This is a genomic window from Clostridium sp. (assembly GCF_021372645.1).
Taxonomy (GTDB): domain Bacteria; phylum Bacillota; class Clostridia; order Clostridiales; family Clostridiaceae; genus Clostridium.
This window is the reverse complement of record NZ_JAJFUC010000047.1, coordinates 81,598-96,598: the sequence shown is the minus strand read 5'-3', so window position 1 is coordinate 96,598 and position 15,001 is coordinate 81,598. Positions and strand designations below refer to the sequence as shown.

General features: G+C 27.6%; 24 protein-coding genes and 2 pseudogenes. 24 read left to right on the top strand and 2 right to left on the bottom strand.

The window, feature by feature from the left end; translation table 11 throughout:
• Positions 1-162 precede the first annotated feature (162 nt).
• The 7 genes from LLF98_RS08570 (at position 163) to LLF98_RS08540 (ending at position 3,567) form a co-directional block, all read left to right on the top strand.
• Positions 163-333, top strand: a complete 171-nt coding sequence (locus tag LLF98_RS08570; protein WP_291702710.1) for a DUF1540 domain-containing protein — start codon at positions 163-165, stop codon at positions 331-333.
• 56 nt (positions 334-389) lie between these two features.
• Positions 390-518: an ATP-binding protein gene (locus LLF98_RS08565; protein ID WP_366512086.1), complete on the top strand. Its 129-nt coding sequence runs from the start codon at positions 390-392 to the stop codon at positions 516-518.
• Positions 519-1,246: 728 nt separating this feature from the next.
• Positions 1,247-1,495, top strand: coding sequence for a hypothetical protein (locus tag LLF98_RS08560; RefSeq protein ID WP_291702709.1), 249 nt, complete (start codon positions 1,247-1,249; stop codon positions 1,493-1,495).
• Positions 1,496-1,642: 147 nt separating this feature from the next.
• Positions 1,643-2,338 carry an MBL fold metallo-hydrolase gene (locus LLF98_RS08555; RefSeq protein ID WP_291702708.1) on the top strand — a complete coding sequence of 232 codons (696 nt, stop codon included), beginning with the start codon at positions 1,643-1,645 and terminating at the stop codon, positions 2,336-2,338.
• Between the two features lie 108 nt (positions 2,339-2,446).
• Positions 2,447-2,887, top strand: coding sequence for a phage replisome organizer N-terminal domain-containing protein (locus tag LLF98_RS08550; protein ID WP_291702707.1), 441 nt, complete (start codon positions 2,447-2,449; stop codon positions 2,885-2,887).
• Positions 2,860-3,201 carry a hypothetical protein gene (locus tag LLF98_RS08545; protein ID WP_291702705.1) on the top strand — a complete coding sequence of 114 codons (342 nt, stop codon included), beginning with the start codon at positions 2,860-2,862 and terminating at the stop codon, positions 3,199-3,201. The genes LLF98_RS08550 and LLF98_RS08545 overlap by 28 nt, the downstream gene beginning before the upstream one ends.
• 39 nt (positions 3,202-3,240) lie before the next feature.
• The gene (locus tag LLF98_RS08540) at positions 3,241-3,567 is read left to right on the top strand and encodes a hypothetical protein (protein ID WP_291702704.1); all 327 of its coding nucleotides are present in this window, start codon (positions 3,241-3,243) and stop codon (positions 3,565-3,567) included.
• 162 nt (positions 3,568-3,729) lie between these two features.
• On the opposite strand, the gene LLF98_RS08535 is transcribed toward LLF98_RS08540, so the two are convergent.
• Positions 3,730-4,047, bottom strand: coding sequence for a hypothetical protein (locus LLF98_RS08535; protein WP_291702702.1), 318 nt, complete (start codon positions 4,045-4,047; stop codon positions 3,730-3,732).
• Between the two features lie 859 nt (positions 4,048-4,906).
• On the opposite strand from LLF98_RS08535, the gene LLF98_RS08530 reads away from it, so the two are divergent.
• The 10 genes from LLF98_RS08530 (at position 4,907) to LLF98_RS08485 (ending at position 10,582) form a co-directional block, all read left to right on the top strand.
• The gene (locus LLF98_RS08530; RefSeq protein WP_291702700.1) at positions 4,907-5,086 is read left to right on the top strand and encodes an aspartyl-phosphate phosphatase Spo0E family protein; all 180 of its coding nucleotides are present in this window, start codon (positions 4,907-4,909) and stop codon (positions 5,084-5,086) included.
• Positions 5,087-5,751: 665 nt separating this feature from the next.
• The gene (locus LLF98_RS15420; RefSeq protein WP_366512083.1) at positions 5,752-6,375 is read left to right on the top strand and encodes a hypothetical protein; all 624 of its coding nucleotides are present in this window, start codon (positions 5,752-5,754) and stop codon (positions 6,373-6,375) included.
• Positions 6,376-6,474: 99 nt separating this feature from the next.
• A complete protein-coding gene (locus tag LLF98_RS08520) occupies positions 6,475-7,059 on the top strand; it encodes a hypothetical protein (protein ID WP_291702699.1) in 585 nt (194 codons plus the stop codon).
• Positions 7,060-7,277: 218 nt separating this feature from the next.
• On the top strand, positions 7,278-8,057 hold the full coding sequence (locus tag LLF98_RS08515; protein ID WP_291702698.1) for a potassium channel family protein: 780 nt from the start codon (positions 7,278-7,280) through the stop codon (positions 8,055-8,057).
• A 329-nt stretch (positions 8,058-8,386) separates the two neighbouring features.
• Positions 8,387-8,509 (top strand): hypothetical protein, encoded by a 123-nt coding sequence (locus tag LLF98_RS08510; RefSeq protein WP_291702697.1) that lies wholly within the window; start codon positions 8,387-8,389, stop codon positions 8,507-8,509.
• Between the two features lie 382 nt (positions 8,510-8,891).
• Positions 8,892-9,101, top strand: coding sequence for a hypothetical protein (locus LLF98_RS08505; RefSeq protein WP_291702696.1), 210 nt, complete (start codon positions 8,892-8,894; stop codon positions 9,099-9,101).
• 200 nt (positions 9,102-9,301) lie between these two features.
• Entirely contained in the window at positions 9,302-9,448 is a 147-nt protein-coding gene (locus tag LLF98_RS08500; RefSeq protein ID WP_291702694.1) for a hypothetical protein, read from the top strand.
• A gap of 395 nt (positions 9,449-9,843) precedes the next feature.
• Positions 9,844-9,957 carry a zinc-ribbon domain-containing protein gene (locus LLF98_RS08495; protein WP_366512084.1) on the top strand — a complete coding sequence of 38 codons (114 nt, stop codon included), beginning with the start codon at positions 9,844-9,846 and terminating at the stop codon, positions 9,955-9,957.
• A 9-nt stretch (positions 9,958-9,966) separates the two neighbouring features.
• A complete protein-coding gene (locus tag LLF98_RS08490; RefSeq protein ID WP_291702692.1) occupies positions 9,967-10,230 on the top strand; it encodes a TM2 domain-containing protein in 264 nt (87 codons plus the stop codon).
• Positions 10,231-10,414: 184 nt separating this feature from the next.
• Complete coding sequence (locus LLF98_RS08485; RefSeq protein WP_291702690.1) at positions 10,415-10,582, top strand: hypothetical protein; 168 nt, start codon at positions 10,415-10,417, stop codon at positions 10,580-10,582.
• A gap of 29 nt (positions 10,583-10,611) precedes the next feature.
• Here the strand turns inward: LLF98_RS08485 and LLF98_RS08480 are convergent, their stop codons facing one another.
• Positions 10,612-10,887, bottom strand: a complete 276-nt coding sequence (locus LLF98_RS08480; RefSeq protein ID WP_291702715.1) for a helix-turn-helix transcriptional regulator — start codon at positions 10,885-10,887, stop codon at positions 10,612-10,614.
• 6 nt (positions 10,888-10,893) lie between these two features.
• Between LLF98_RS08480 and LLF98_RS08475 the strand changes: the two are divergent.
• The 7 genes and pseudogenes from LLF98_RS08475 to LLF98_RS08445 all read left to right on the top strand — a co-directional run.
• Positions 10,894-11,391 (top strand): annotated as a pseudogene (locus LLF98_RS08475) (FAD-dependent oxidoreductase); the annotation flags it as partial.
• Between the two features lie 88 nt (positions 11,392-11,479).
• Complete coding sequence (locus LLF98_RS08470) at positions 11,480-11,878, top strand: hypothetical protein (protein WP_291702689.1); 399 nt, start codon at positions 11,480-11,482, stop codon at positions 11,876-11,878.
• Positions 11,875-12,129 (top strand): hypothetical protein, encoded by a 255-nt coding sequence (locus LLF98_RS08465; RefSeq protein WP_291702687.1) that lies wholly within the window; start codon positions 11,875-11,877, stop codon positions 12,127-12,129. The genes LLF98_RS08470 and LLF98_RS08465 overlap by 4 nt, the downstream gene beginning before the upstream one ends.
• A gap of 148 nt (positions 12,130-12,277) precedes the next feature.
• The gene (locus LLF98_RS08460) at positions 12,278-12,505 is read left to right on the top strand and encodes a ground-like protein (RefSeq protein ID WP_291702685.1); all 228 of its coding nucleotides are present in this window, start codon (positions 12,278-12,280) and stop codon (positions 12,503-12,505) included.
• 300 nt (positions 12,506-12,805) lie between these two features.
• Entirely contained in the window at positions 12,806-13,516 is a 711-nt protein-coding gene (locus LLF98_RS08455; protein ID WP_291702684.1) for a pseudouridine synthase, read from the top strand.
• Positions 13,517-13,690: 174 nt separating this feature from the next.
• On the top strand, positions 13,691-14,587 hold the full coding sequence (locus LLF98_RS08450; protein ID WP_291702683.1) for a MurR/RpiR family transcriptional regulator: 897 nt from the start codon (positions 13,691-13,693) through the stop codon (positions 14,585-14,587).
• A gap of 146 nt (positions 14,588-14,733) precedes the next feature.
• Positions 14,734-14,874, top strand: a pseudogene (locus LLF98_RS08445) (polynucleotide adenylyltransferase); the annotation flags it as partial.
• Positions 14,875-15,001 lie beyond the last annotated feature (127 nt).

The window sequence follows — 15,001 nt, the reverse complement described above, 5'->3', positions numbered from 1 at the left end:
GACAACAACAAAAAATTGAAAGAGAACTAAAACCAAAATCTAAAACAAGATGTTTTAATTCTGGAAGACCTAAAAAAGCTACCAAGAACCCCGACCAAAGCGTTCAAAGTAGCATAGCTAAAAATTCAACTCCATTATATCACATGGAGGGAGGAATGCAAGTTGTTAGTTAGATGTAATGCAAAGACTTGTACACATAATAAAAGTGATATGTGCAAAGCAGATACAATTGAAATGAAAGATTTCAGCTGGTATTCAGAGGAAAATAAAGAAGAAGTAGACGAAATGAAATGTTCATCTTATGAATACGATAAAAATTATTCAAGCAAATAGGGGGTAAAAGAATTGAAAATTAAATTTATTAAATTAATACTTAAAACTTCAAAAGAATTAAAGAATTAACAATAAATTTTGAAACTTTAACAACTATCCAAGGTGAAAATGGAACAGGAAAATCAACCATATTTGATGCTTTTATGTGGACCTTATTCGGAAAGGATTCACATGGAAGAAGTTAAATCTATTCCAGCGAGGATAGATGAATGTAATAACAATATAAAAATAATTGATGTTGCAGCACTTAAAATTAGAAAAAGAATTATACAAGGATCTATAAACTCTTTGGATGAACAAATTGCAGATAGCAGTAAAGCTAGTGAAGAAAAACTTAAATTGCAAGATGAATTATTCAAACTTAAAAATGAACTTAGTGAGAAAAGGAATAAAGCACATTCAGAATCAGTTAAACCATTATTTGAAGTACAAGAGAAGATTAATGAAGTTAGAAGTAAAGTTCAAGAAGTAGCTTTCAATATTCAAAGTTTAGGAAATAAACGAGATAGAGTTAGTGATGATATTGAAATCATTAAGAATGACATACAAAAGAAATCAGCTCAAAAAGTAGCTTTACTTAATGAATTTCATGTTGAGAATGATAAAGTCTTTGAATTTGATGAAACACAATCTAGTTGTCCTCATTGCTGTAGAGAATATGATTCAGATAAGGTTGAAGAAATTAAAACTAATGTAGAAGAAAAATTTAATATTTCTACATGCAGAAGTAATTAAGGTTGAAGGTGAAGAGGGGTTACAAACTCAAATTGATGGAATACAGGCTCAGATAGACCAATTTATATCTAATGATAATACAGAACTTAAAACCAAGAAGAAAGCCTTACAAGATGAATTAGAAGAGATAAACATCACTTTAGGTAAGAAGGATGTTAATGAAGATTTAAAAAGGAGAATGGAAGAACTTAATGAAGAGGAAAAGCAATTACAAATTAAAATTGCTGAATTAGAAGGTCAACAATATCTTAGTGAAGAGTTTATAAGAACAAAGGTTGAACTATTAGAAGATAGTATCAATAAGAAATTCAAAGGTGCAGTAACATTTAAGCTATTTGAAAATCAAGGAAATGGTGGATTGAGAGAAACATGTGAAGCTCTTGTAAATGGAGTTCCATTTGGTGATGCAAATACTGCAAGTAATTAAGAATCTTAAATACTTTATGTGAACACTATGGGGTTAGTGCTCCAGTGTTTATAGACAATGCAGAATCAGTAAATCAAATAGGTAATACAGATAGTCAGTTAATAATGGAGCAGCTAAACAAATGGAAATGGGAGATGAACCATTTTAATGATTAGAGTTATAGCTACAGGAAGTACAGGAAACAGCTACTTCCTAGAAACTGAAAAAGAAATATTGATACTGGAATGTGGAATACATGAAAAGAAAATAATTCAAGCATTAAATTATAAAATTGATAAAGTTGTAGGATGTTTGATAACTCACTCACATAAGGATCATTGTAAATCAATTGTGCCTATGAGGGGAAAAGGAATAGATATTTATTTATCTCAAGGCACAAAGGAAGAAATAGGGATAGATGATTACAGAGTTAATATTTTAAGACATGGAGAATCACAAAGTATAGGTAAATTTACAATAGTTCCATTTAATACTCAACATGATGTGAATGAACCATTAGGATTTTTAATATATCACAAAGAATTAGGAAAAGTATTGTTTGCTACAGATACTTATTATTTAAAAAACACATTCATGGATATAGATCATATATTAATCGAATGTAATTATTCAGAAGATGTGTTACCAACATTACCACCGTGGAGAGCTAGAACTATTAAAAGTCATATGTCATTGGAAACTTTAAAAGATACTTTGAAGTTTTGGAATTTAAGAAAAACAAAAGATATAACATTGATTCATATATCGCACGATAATGGTAATCCTAGCCGATTTCAGAAAGAGATTGAAGAATTAACTGGTATAAAAACTTATGTAGCAGTACCAGGATTAGAAATAAAATAAGCCCCTTTTATCAGGGGCTGACAATGAAAAAATAAGTGGATTTAATTATGAACCTATTTTATTATATGCAAAATTTTAAGAAATTATTCAACTAAGGAAGTGAAAATTATGGCAGAACCAAAAAAATACTATTGGTTAAAACTTAAAGAAGATTTTTTTAATGATGATACCATTCAATGGATTGAGGATCAAGAAAATAGAAAAGAATATTGCTTATTTTATCTGAAATTGTGTTTGAAGTCATTAAGAACTGATGGAATATTAATTAGAAATGTAGGAAATATGTTAATTCCATATGATATTAAAAAACTTTCAGAGATAACTAATACAGAAAAAGATACTGTTAGGGTAGCAATGGAACTTTTCAAAGGAATAGGGTTAGTACAAGTATTAGAAAGTGGTGGATTATATCTTTCTCAACTTGAAAATATGGTTGGAGCTGAGACAAAATGGGCAGAGAAGAAAAGGAAGCAAAGGCATGTACCTAAAAGCGAGGACAATGTCCTTCCAGAGTCCCAAAATTGTCCGAGAGAGAAAGAGAAAGTATAGACAGAAGATTTTTTTACAGTAAATCAAAAGATAAGGTTGCTAAATTTATAGAAGGAAAAACAACGGTATTTTATATAGATGATTATACACAAGAAAAAATACATCTTAGAAGTGTTTGGAAAGATAGAGGTTTTAGTCATGGAGGTGCATTATGGGGATTAGTTCATGATTTTAAAGAATGGATAATAACAGGCAAACATTCAAATGGTAGAAATGGTTACAGTGGATTATATTGCCCCCATTGGGGCTATACAGATGAAGGTATGAAAAAGATACAAACAAAAGGAAAAGAAATAGGATTTTTAAAAATTTAATTTTATACGAAATATGTAGATTAAAGTGAAGAAATAAAAATGAATATAGAAGTATTAAGTGGAACCGTAGTTACTGGTGCAAGTGATGATTTAATTGAAATAAGTGGGGAGTTAGAAAAAGAATTTAATGCGTATGATTGCTCAGATGAGACAATAGCATTTAGCGATGGAACTTTATTAAGAGTAGATTATGACAAAAATGGAATATGGAGATTTAAACCTATCTACAAGGGCAATTTATTTGAAAAAATTGTTGATAGTTCAGTTCCAGATGATACAAATGATGAAGTTTACTTTAAAGATGGGTTGAAATGGTGTGTTTTTTCTGATGAAATGCAAGTTGAAGTTAATAGAAATAGAAAATAAAACTGCGTGATGTGTAGATTTTACGAATTAAAAATTATTAATATTGCACCTAAATCTATATACGTTTATGGAAATAGATTAAAGACAATTGCGAGGTATTAGAATCCTAAAGGGTTGCTCGGAGTATTGAAAGTCCTTACGCTATATAAAGACTTTCAAATTCTAAGAAAAGGTTAACTCACCTTTACCAATGATTGTAATCTTGTAGTTAGATTTAATAGGTAGTAGAATATGCTTTTGTGAATTAGGTTCTAAACGAGCAGCTTGTTGTATCCTTTCTTTATCGTCAAAGATAATAATAAAAGATTCATAACTAGGAGAAACATTTTGAATAGTATACTTAACATTTTCCATTATATTTATATCCTTTGCGTAGTAAAATCCTTCTGAAACTTTTTTTGGCTGTGCTACTGTCGTTGTTATATTCATACTAAATGATAGAAATAAAAAAATAGAAAATATAGTAATAAACTTTTTCATTAGATTAACCACCTTTCTTTCTGTATTTTACGTAATATCCATAATAATATTCATGCATGTTAATTAGAAGAATAGTGGTTTGTTAGCAGAAAAAATTCTATGAGATAATTAAAAAATTTAATTCGCAATACTAATTATATAAGCATCACAATAAATTGCAATTGTGGTGCTTTTTAATATACAATAAAAGAAAAAACCGAACGGAAGTTCTTATGATGAGCTGTATTATTAGAGATAAAGATAAGGAAAATGAATGTTTCTGTAATAAATTAAAAGAATGTAATATAATGTAACAATAAAGATAATAGAGAATCTGATGAAAAATGTAATGTAGAAATTGGTGGATATTGTACATGCAGAACATGTGGGCATGCAATAAGATTATAGAAGGAGATATTGCACTAAAATTGCACTAAAAATGTATAGAAAGTTGCACTTTAAATATGAAATAATATAAAGTGTAAAGAATCCAAGGAAAACATATTACCCATTATGTAAATTGGACAAGGTTATTAAAATGTAAACTCTCATAAATTCTCAATACCTCTTTTATACCAAAATGCACTTATAGAAATATAGGTGTTTTTTTGGCTGTATAATAATTTTATTAAATTTATATTTTCATGTCAGAAAATTAGACTTAATAACGAATATTATAGTGAGTGTATAAAAACCAATTAACTCTATTCCTAATATGAGGTTAATTACCACTCCTAAAAACATATTATACCTATATATAAAATACCCTGTAAAGTTGAAGCCCTAAGTTTATACTTGGGAGATGTGTAGACGATACGGGGTATTTTTAATATGCTTATTAATAAATATTTTGGGACATAATAATCTAGAGGTGAATGTTATGTCAGAAATAGAAGACTTACTAAAAGATATCGAAAAGCTAAGAACACAAATGGAAGAATTAATTGATGAAAATAATGGGAACTTAATAGATCCTGAGGTTGTAGCTGCAAGTCAAATATTAAATGCAGCACTGAATCAATATAATAAATTTATAGCAGATAAACTGAAGAACTCATAGTAGAGTTCTGTTTTAATGAAATAAAACAGAAAGGAGATTTACACATGAGCTAAAGAAATAAATTAAAACTAAATATAAAGTTTAACAAAGGCATAGTTGAGTGTGCTAAGTCTCCAATTGAATGTAAATGCTGCAAAGAAGATTGTGAAAAGATGGAATTATTTTATTATCCATTTAATGATAGAGATATAGAGGAATGTTTTAAGAATAGTAAAAAGAAAAGATAATAATAAGTATAATATTTGGATGGAATATAATTAAATATGGTGTATAATGGAAGTGTAAAATTTAAAATCAAAGGAGTTGAATGATATATTTTATCTATATTCAATATCAATAAGATTAAGTTGCATATCTTTGATATTACTTTTAATTAGAGTATTTGTAAATAAGAATAATATAAACTTTAAGAGTAATAAATATAATTGGAAACTATGTATAAGTTTAATAATTATAAGTATCCTGCCAATTATAAACATATTTTTTACGATTTCAAGTATGTATATTTCAACATTAATGAAAAATGAAAATTTTATAAAACTTGTGAATGAGTAACCTTAGATTTTTCTAAGGTTATTTTTATTATGTTTATAAATAATATGAGAAAAATAAATAAAAGATAGCAATGTAAATATCTAACCTACCGGAGGTGGTGACAATGAGAGATGGTTAAAGAGAAATATGAACTTGCAGAAGAAGACTATCTAAAAGGAATGAAGTATAAAGAGATAGCAGAGAAATATGAAGTATCCATTAATACTGTTAAGTCATGGAAGACTAGATATAGTTGGTCTAAAGATAAAAAAGGTGCGCACACAAAAAGTAAAAAAGTATGCACACAAAATGATGAAAAAATAAGCGTACTTATAGTGGAATGTAAAATGATAAAATCAGTTTTAAAATTAATAATTGAGGTACTTGGCAAGAGACTAATAAAAGCAGGATTAGAAGAAACATTATTAAAACATCAAAACTATATTACTGCAGCAAAGGAAGTTTCGAATATAGTTGAAGAAAACTTTAGGATCAGAGAAACTATTCAAGAAAAAATTTCTAGTAAGGCAGACGAATTTGATAAATTACTACTTGCTAAATTTCCAGAACTTACTTCAAATGATGTTGCAGAGTTACGCCAAGCAGTTGCAGGAGAAATAAATCAAGGTAAGGATGTAGTGTTAAGTCAAGTTGATGCTCTTAAGCAATTACAAGATTCTAATACTAGTCTACAAGTAGAAAATGCAAGTCTTAAGGATCAATTAAGCAAAGTACAAGCAGCAGTACAAGCTTAATTTTTAGAGTAGCCATTAAGGTTACTCTTCCATATTATGTAGTATAAAAATAAGAAAGAAGGCGTATTATTATGTCACAATGGAAATGGTGCGCAACTAATGATAAAAGATAATAATAAATGGTACCACTTGGATGAAGTTACCGGAGTAATGAATACTGGATGGTTTCAAGATAAAGATAAAAGATGGTATTATCTCGATGAAACTAGCGGAGATATGAAAACAGGATGGATTCAATTAAAGGGCGTGTGGTATTATCTAGAGCCTGACAGTAATGGCTATATGGGTTCATGTTATATAAATTGTACTGTAAATATTGATGGTAAGAAATATACTTTTGATAAAGATGGCCATATGCTGGAAACAAGTTTAGTATCAGATAAGCTTATTGATTTTATTAAATCTTGGGAAGGTTTTTCAGCTACACCATACCTAGATGAAGTTGGAGTATTAACATTAGGTTATGGAATGACAGGGGAAGAAATACAAGGCATTTCAGAGGTCACAGAAGAACAGGCAACATCTATGTTAAAAGATTGGGTTAATAATAAGTATGCTCTGGTAATAAAATCTGCATTAGATGGAAAAGGAATCTCATTAACTCAAAATGAATTTGATGCTTTAGTATCAATTCAAGCCTCTTACCTTACATGTAATGCTCAAATGGATAGGACAGATTTTTAGGGCAGCATGGGGAAGTAAATTTTCTGTGCTGCCCTTTTATTTTTCGTTTAAATTTGAATTATAAATATGATATAATGCATATTGGGTAAATTGCACAATACTAGCCAATACATATATGAAGGGGATGAGAGTTAATCCTATACCTTTAATTTTTTTCTTAAAAATAGATTTATTGACAAAAGATACAAATAATATACTATTATTAATAGGGTGATGTTATGGGGAAATTTTTAATTAAAATAAATAAGAAATTATATTATGAAATATTTATTGCTATATTGTCATTGATAGCTTGTACAATAATTTTAATTCAATTAACATTAGATCTATCAAATAACATTACATATATACTAGATATTTTAGATAAAATTATATGGATTATTTTTATAATAGATTATATGGTAAGGTTATTTTTAAGTGAAAACAAACTTAGATTTATAAAGAATAATAAAATAGATCTTATTTCTATAATTCCATTTAATACTATGTTCCAATCCTTAAGAATATTTAAATTTGCTAGAGTATTAAAATTAGCAAAGCTATCTAAATTAGTACGATTTGCAGTTTTAATATATAAATTAAAAAATAGAGCAGATAAGTTTTTAAAGACTAATAATTTTCAATATATATTAATAATAACAATAGTAACAGTTTTTATTGGAGCATTTGGAATTTCTATTACAGAAGATAAAACTTTTGCTGATTCACTGTGGTGTAGCTTTGTAACAACTACCACTGTAGGATATGGAGATATAAGCCTAGTAACAAATATCGGTAGAATAATAGCTGCATTGTTAATGTTAGTTGGCATAGGCTTTGTAGGAATGTTAACTGGTACTATAGCTACTTATTTTTTATCTTATAAGAAAAAAGATAAATCATATAAAAGTGAAGTTATAGAAACAATTCAGGAAAAGTTAAATGATTTTCAATCACTTAGTAAAGAAGATTTAGAAGATATGCATAAAATATTACTTAGTTTGAAAGATCAAGGCTAAATTACTATTCTGATATACTAAATAATAAAAGCTAGGATTAAATAAAATGTACCATTAATTTTTTAACTAAAAATAGACATGAATAAAATAATGAATTTGAGAGAATAATGGGTGGCAATTATATAAGATTCCACCCATTTACCACCAGTGTGTACAATTTAAAATATATTAGAATATAGTATTATAGTTTAATATATTTTTAGTATTCTTTTAAAGCACCTTAAATAGCTTCTATGTATATATAAAAATATTTTAATAAAATCTGATATATTACTTAATAACATTATATAATAAATATTAATTATTTTTTATTGGGAGTTATTTCAGAAATGATATTAGATATCATTAATAACAAAGATGGCAAAATAGTAAGGGTTTATAAAGATGAAATAAAAGAAAAATTAAATTCAGCCGTTGATAAGAATATTTTAAATACAAATTCTATAAATTAAGAGGCTTTTAGAAAAATTAGCAGAATAGCTAATTACGTTTTTTCATAAAAATTAAATCCTTATTTATAAATTAATTAAAATTAGTTAATAGACAGTAGCCAGGAGCAATCCACTACTGCTTTTCATTTGTCGAAAAATAATAAAGAAATATTATCAAACAATATGGAATATTTTGAATAAATATGTTATTATATAGACATACAAAAGATATCAAAAACCCCAAGACTCATAATTCTCTCTCTTAAAATTATATAAAAATACAGTCATTAATTGGCTGTATTTTTTTGTCTAAAAATCAGTTGCGAAAAAGTAAAAGTTATTATGTAAATTTCCAAATACAATCACATATACATAATGAAATAGAATTTATGAGGTGTTTTATATGGAAATAAAATTAGATGAAATTGAAATGTTAACAATATTACATGGTCTAGTAGCTTTGTATGACCAATCTATGGAATATAAAGATGTAACATATGATAATAAACAAGATTTTTTGCTTGATATTAATAAAACAAGAATGTTACACAATAAGTTATTAATTCAAGCACAGAATGAAGGATGTATAGATAAAGAAGTGAGTTTAATTTAGTGTTGAGCAGTAGTTAGAAGCAATCCAACTACTGCTTTTTGTAATAATTAATTTAAAATAGAGATCAGCGCAGTAATAGTATTAGTAAATTATTATAGTTTATTCAAAAATAACATGGAAAAATATACAATCATTGTAAAATAATAATGCTTTAAATTCTAATAATTATAACTATAATATAATATTAAGGCGGTGGTTTTATGAGTGATATAAAAATAAAAGCATTAATAGAAACAATAAAAGACCTTCCAGAAGATAAGCAAGAAACTATATTATATTTAGCAGAGATATTTAAAGGTGAAGAAGATACTATTAATGAGTATGTAATGAATGAATTGAATAGATAGAAAAAAGATGCAGTCATTAATTTGGCTACATCTTTTTTATGTTAAATAATATTATGATATATAGGAAACTCATGCATTTAATATATTTGACAAATAATTCATATAATATACAACTAAATAAAAATAGAGATAGCAGGGGGGGACTTAATTGCTATCTCTATTTAAATTGGTGAATTATATTTTCTTTAAAATTATTGACAGAATATATGAAAAATATGCAACTAAGGTGCATGGGAGTTAATAAAATTCTATATCTTTATTTTCCTTTAAATAGATTAATTTAATCAAATTTTACAAGAGTACCAAATGATATACAATAATATTGTAATTGTAAAATAGGAGGAATTAATATGTATTGTAGAGGATATGGATAAAAATGATAAAACGATAAGGCTATAATTTGTGTTAAATGTGGTGTACAAAATGGTAAAGGTAGAAGATATTGCCCTGAGTGTGGAAGTTCAGTTCCTAATCCTAAATCAGAAGTATGTTTAAGTTGTGGGGTATGATTAAAAAGAGTGCATAAAATATCTATGCAAGCCACTACAAATTCTAAGCAGAAAATAGTAGCGGCGTTACTTGCTTTCTTTTTTGGATATCTAGGCATTCATAGATTTTATCTTGGATATATAGGTATAGGCATTGCTCAATTGCTATGTACTGTTTTATGTTTTTTCACACTCGGAATTTCGCTTATAGTTGTTGGAATTTGGGCGTTTGTAGAATTCGTATTAATTTTATGCGGAAATATAAAAGATTCAAATGGACAACAATTGATATAAGAAATATTAAAAAACTAGGATTAAATTTCCTAGCTTTTATTAATTATGCATAATAAAAATATTCCATATAAAAATAAATAATGATATAATAATTTTATGTTTTCCGCAAAGATGGGTTGCGGTGGTTGTACGTTTTCCGCCTTGGGCTATTAGAAATAGTAGTCTAAGGGGGTGGTATTAGATTGTGATAATTGGAGTGTTAATATTATCAATATTAGTATTGCTAGTGATATTAGTTAATAGAACTTTAAGAAGTAATTCGAAAAATTGTGAATTTAATCTAGAAGTTGGCATAAGAGGTTTTAAAATAAATTTTAAGACAGAAGAAAAGAACGCCCCATCTGACAAATAAGCGTTCCTTTTTGGTAGCTTCAAAATTTTTTACATTTTAAAATAATTCTTATCTAGTTTATACATATTTATTATATGATCTAAAATATCTTGTGGTGGTTTTCTAACTCCATTTTCCCAATTTGCAACAGTCGTAAGAGCTCTGTTGAGTTTTTCTCCAAATTGATTTTGTGAAAGTCCTAAGCTTGACCTAATTTTTTTGATTTTTTCACCTAATGTATTTTCCAGTAATATATTAGATATTGATGATGTAATGCAGAAGCTATGCGACTCAAATAATATAATATAGCTTGTCCTTTCGAATATACTGCACATGCTAAGCTAATGACTACTTATTATCCATTGCACAAATTAAGGAAAATAAAAGGACTAGAAAATGCAAAATATGTTGATCCATATGCAGGTAGTAAAGGAAATTCAATTAGATATTTATCAGTTGCACCAAGGACTAATGATTTAAAAGTTACAGGAGTAGACAACTTGTTCTGTGCTGGTGAAAAAAGTGGATTATTTGTTGGTCATACTGAAGCGATTTGTACTGGAACTTTAGCTGGACATAACGCTGTAAGATTAGTTATGGGAATATCACTTTTAATACTTCCTTCATCTATTGCCATTGGTGATTTGATAACTTATGCAAATGAAAAGGCTGGAACTAGAGAAGGAAGGAAAGATAGGTATACTTTTGCTGGGTCGGGATATTTTAAAAGGATGAAAGAACTTAATCTTTATACCACTGATATAAATGAAATTAGAGAAAGGGTTAAAAAAGTTAATCTAGATAATATTTTTAGTCAAAAATTATGTTAGAATAAAAATTTTCTTAATACAAGGCTACCTAAAATTAGGTAGCTTTTAACTAACTAATAATAATTAATTTACTATACCATTCGCATTTATGATGGCTGAATATGGATCAGCATTTAAAGAAGAGAAAGGCGGTATATATTCATCATGGATGGTAAATATTACTTATGTTGTCATGAATAATTTAGGATATTCTATTGGAGAGTCAATAGGATTAAGAAATTGTGTAGCTATACAACTTGGTAATTGGATTGCTAGATTTGTTGAATTATCTATGTTTTTAGCATTAACAGGAGCATTTTTCACTTTATCATATGCATCACTTAAACAATTAATAGAAGGAACCCTAGCAAAATTTTGGCCAGGGAAAATGGCGAATATTGATAAAAACGATATGCGAATAAATGCAATGACTGTTCAAACAATTATAGTAGCAGTGATGGTTTTATTTATTTCAATGGGTGGAAGTAGTGCAAAAGTATTTTTTTGAAATTATTAGTAGACATGACAAATATTGCAATGACTTTGCCATACTTATTCTTAGCGATTGCATATATTTCATTTAAAAAAAGAAATTATATAGAAAAACCATTCTTAATGTTAAAAAATAAAACTTTTGCGATAATTATAGGATATGTAGTAGCTGCATTAGTTGGGTTTGCAAATATATTTACAATTATAGAACCTACTCTTAATGGAAAGTACACATCTACAATGGCTATGATTGCAAGACCTAAATAAAAATATTTTGTCTAATTGTAAATAAAAACAGTATGTGAATTGTCGATACTTTTCACATGCAGTTTCTATATTTATTTTCAAATATTAAAGAACAAAAAATGTAAAACTTGAATAAGATATAATAACAAAAGAATAGGAGATGATAAACATGTCTAAACATTCTAGTAATTGTTGCTGCAGATGCAATTCTTGCTGTAATAATGATTGTTGTTGCAATAATAATAGTTGTTGCAATAATAATAGTTGCTGCAATGGAGGCTTCGGTGGCTTTGGCAGTGGCTTTGGTGGCTGCGGTGGATTTGGTAGTGGCGCTTGGCTTTGGATTTTATTTATTATATTTCTTGGCGGTGGAAGAGGCTGCGGAGGATTTTTCTAGTAATTTGATTAATCTTAAGGACGATAACTGAAAAGTAGCCTTAGTGTTAGATGATAGAAACGCTAGTTTTAGCGTTTCTATTATTTGTTTATATGAAATTATAAGGTGATTCTTCTCTTCCAGTGAAGTTTTCCTAAGATGAATACGACTTTATTAAGGCTTGATTTTCAATAAAAAACAAATTTTTGGGGCTTATATTCAGAAAAGTTGTATTATGTAGCTGAAAAAGATATAATTTAAGATATCAAACGACGAAAATGAAGTAAGTAGAGATATTAAAATTATGGAGTGATTAAAATTATGGAAGAAAGATTGCAAAAATATATGGCAAGTTGTGGAGTGGCTTCAAGAAGAAAGTGTGAAGAAATAATACTTTCAGGAAAAGTTAAAGTTAATGGAGTTTTAGTTAATGAAGTTGGAATCAAAGTTGATCCATTAAAAGATATAGTGGAATATGAAGGGAAAATAATAAGTAAGGAAGAAAATAAAGTATATATAATGCTTAACAAACCAGAAGGTTACATAAGTTCTGTAAAGGATGAAAAAGGTAGGGATACTATTTTAGATATAGTAAAGGTAAAAGAAAGAATATATCCAATTGGGAGATTGGATTATGATAGTTCAGGATTATTATTACTAACAAATGATGGAGAAATATATAATAAAATAATTCATCCAAGAGTAGAGATTGTAAAAAAATATATAGCAGTAGTTAATGGTGAAATAACTGATAAAGATATTAAAAAGTTTGAAATAGGTATAGATATTGGGGGATATATAACTGCTCCAGCAGAAGTTAAAATCATAAGTTATGATAAAGGTATATCAACTATAGAGATTGGGATTCATGAAGGAAAGAATAGACAAATAAGAAAAATGTGCGCAGAATTAAATCATGAAGTATTATCATTAAAGAGAATATCTATTGGAGGAATAAAGCTTGGATATTTGAAAAGAGGAGAATATAGGGATTTAAGCGAAGATGAAATAAATTATATAAATAGCTTATAAGAACTAGATTCTAATAAGATTTAAAAATATAATTAAATTATACTGAAGGCGAATAAAAAAAATATTGCAAATTTTTAAAATTTACTTTGAAAAATCAGTTATTTATTGTACATTTGGAAATAAGATGATAAAATTAAGTTGATATTATTCAATTTGATGGCAGAAAGGCAAAATATGGATGAAATAAATAATGAAAATAGCAAAGATTTAATGAGATTAATTCAAGGTAAATTTATAAGGTTAAGTAAAGGTCAAAAATTAATAGCTGAATACATATTAAAATATTATGACAAAGCTGCATTTATGACAGCAGCTAAGCTTGGAGTATCTGTAGGAGTATCCGAATCAACAGTTGTGAGATTTGCAACTGAGCTTGGATTTTCAGGATATCCCAAATTGCAAAAATCTTTGCAAGAACTTATAAAGAATAAACTTACTACAGTTCAAAGGTTAGAACTTAGAAATGATTATTTTTCTGATGGAGATGCTTTAAAGGGTGTACTAAAAGCGGATATGGAAAATATTAGAGCTACTTTAGAAAAAATAAATCAAAATACTTTTGAAGATGTTGTGAAAAATATATTTGAAGCACAAAGAATATATATAATAGGACTTAGAAGTTCAACAGCTCTTGCAGAATTTTTAGGATTTTATCTAAATATAATACTGCAAAATGTAAAGACTGTAAGTTATGGTATTTCAGATGTTTTTGAACAAATGATAAATGTAGGTGAAGGTGATTTAGTTATTGGAATTGGATTCCCAAGATATGCAGCTAAGACAATTGATGCTTTGACATTCGCTCAAGATAGAAATGCAAAAGTAGTTGCGCTTACAGATAGTTTATTATCACCTTTAGCATCTAAAGCAGATTATACATTAATAGCACAAAGTAATATGGCTTCATTTGTAGACTCGTTAGTTGCGCCATTATCAGTAATAAATGCATTAATTATTGCTGTTGGAATGAGAGAAAAAGAAAATATATCTGATGTATTTGGAAACTTAGAAAAAATATGGCAAACATATAATGTATATTCAATTAACAATAGAAATGTAGCAGATGATTAAGGCGTTTAGAAGAAATAAAAAGTTAAAGATACACTAAACCTTATATAAAGACAAGAAATATGAAAAATGAGCTGTTCTCAGAATAATTTTGAGAGCAGCTTATTTTCCATAAAAATTATAGGAATTTGTAATATGACGAGGAGATGATGAATGTGAATATTAATATACCTCAAGATGTTAAGTTTATAATAAATACTTTAATTAATAATGGGTATGAGGCTTATATAGTTGGAGGATGTGTTAGGGATAGTATTTTACAAAAGCATCCTAAAGATTGGGATATAAGTGCGACTTGTTGCTAATTGAAAAGATTAGCCTTATTAGCTGATTAAATTCAGAAATTAAGAACTGTTATTACGAGAAATCAAATGATAGAGTAACGTCTTGAAGGGTTTCCATTAATACTCCGATTAG